The sequence below is a fragment of the Lactobacillus sp. N54.MGS-719 genome (assembly GCF_000980505.1).
Taxonomy (GTDB): Bacteria; Bacillota; Bacilli; order Lactobacillales; family Lactobacillaceae; genus Lactobacillus; species Lactobacillus amylovorus.
In genome coordinates this window covers 1-1,379 of sequence record NZ_LARO01000103.1, presented here as the reverse complement: position 1 = coordinate 1,379, position 1,379 = coordinate 1, and the positions used below count along the sequence as shown (strand labels likewise).

The window sequence follows — 1,379 nt, the reverse complement described above, 5'->3', positions numbered from 1 at the left end:
GATTAAGAAGTTGAAAGATTTGCTTGATCAAGGGATTCTGACTGAAGAAGAATTTCAAGCTAAGAAAAAGCAAATTTTGAAAATTTAGAGTAAACGAAACATACTAATCTAGTGTTGGATGATTACTCGACGGAGTAGTCGTTCAACACTTTTTCTTTTACTATGTAAAGTGGAGATGAAGCCAATGCCGTAGGACTCTTGGACACATGATGTCGTAAGCGAAACTGGCAGCTTCACCATTCAATTGAGAATTTCGTCTAAGTATGTTGGCTGTTAAAGTCCGGTTGAGAAAATTAGATCTGATTGAATTGGGTGAAGGCAGCTCATCTCCAAGTAAAGCGGAGGTTTATTCTTATGGCTTTATTGAAAACTGTTTTCGGTATTGACGTTAGCAGCCGGAAGTCTAACGTATGCATTATGGTCAATGGCCAAAAAGTTAATGACTATGCCATCTCCAACGATATGGTAGGCTTCAATCAGCTGCTGGATGACCTCAAGCAGGTTACCAACCCGCAGATTATCTTTGAAGCTACTGGCGTTTACTCTAGAAGACTCCAGGCGTTTTTAAACATGCACGAATTACGCTATGTCATGATGAACCCACTGGAAGCCAAAAGAAAGACAAAGGACGACTTGCACCAGAACAAGACCGACAAACTTGATGCCTTGTACCTTGCCAAGCTGCAGTCTGAGCACCCGCAACGGCTGGCCTATGTTCAAAGCGAAGAATATCAAGAATTGATGGCCAACAACCGCATCTACGAGCAGGCTTCGCACGATCTGATAACCAACAAGAATAGACTGCACAAAGCCATTCAGCTCACTTTCCCAGAGATTGAGCACCTAATGGCTAATCCGAGAGGAAAAAACTACTGGAGTATTGTTCTCAGATTCCCACACCCTGATATCGTATTAGAAACAAAAGAAGCCGATATCATCGACTTCTTAAAGAGCTTATCTGGTATTGGTGAAAAACGTGCCAATGATCTGGCACAGAGGCTTATCCGGCTGGCCAAGCTCGCTCCCAAGCGTGATCTAGAGATCCTTAAAAGCATTCCTGGCATCGCCGAAAATACTGCCTTGAGAATTATTAGTGAGCTCGGAGATATCAGACGCTTTAAAAACCCTAACCAATTAAATGCCTTCGTTGGCGTTGACCCTCAGGTTTATGAATCTGGCAGCCTTGCGGCCCATCTGTCTATTTCAAAGCGTGGGACAGCTATCGGCAGATACTTGGCAATCAACCAAATTCAGTCGGCTAAGAAAGCGAGAAACCCTTGTCATATTGCGGATTATTACGAGAAACGAAAACGGTCTTCTGAGACTGCAAGTCACAAGAAGGCCGCTATCGCATCGATCCATAAATTATTACGGACGAT

2 protein-coding genes are annotated in these 1,379 nt (G+C 43.3%); both read left to right on the top strand.

The window, feature by feature from the left end:
• Window positions 1-10 precede the first annotated feature (10 nt).
• A complete protein-coding gene (locus WS44_RS10195) occupies window positions 11-88 on the top strand; it encodes an SHOCT domain-containing protein (protein WP_288145742.1) in 78 nt (25 codons plus the stop codon).
• Window positions 89-354: 266 nt separating this feature from the next.
• The coding region (locus WS44_RS09280; RefSeq protein WP_046434096.1) for an IS110 family transposase at window positions 355-1,379 on the top strand (1,025 nt) is incomplete at its 3' end.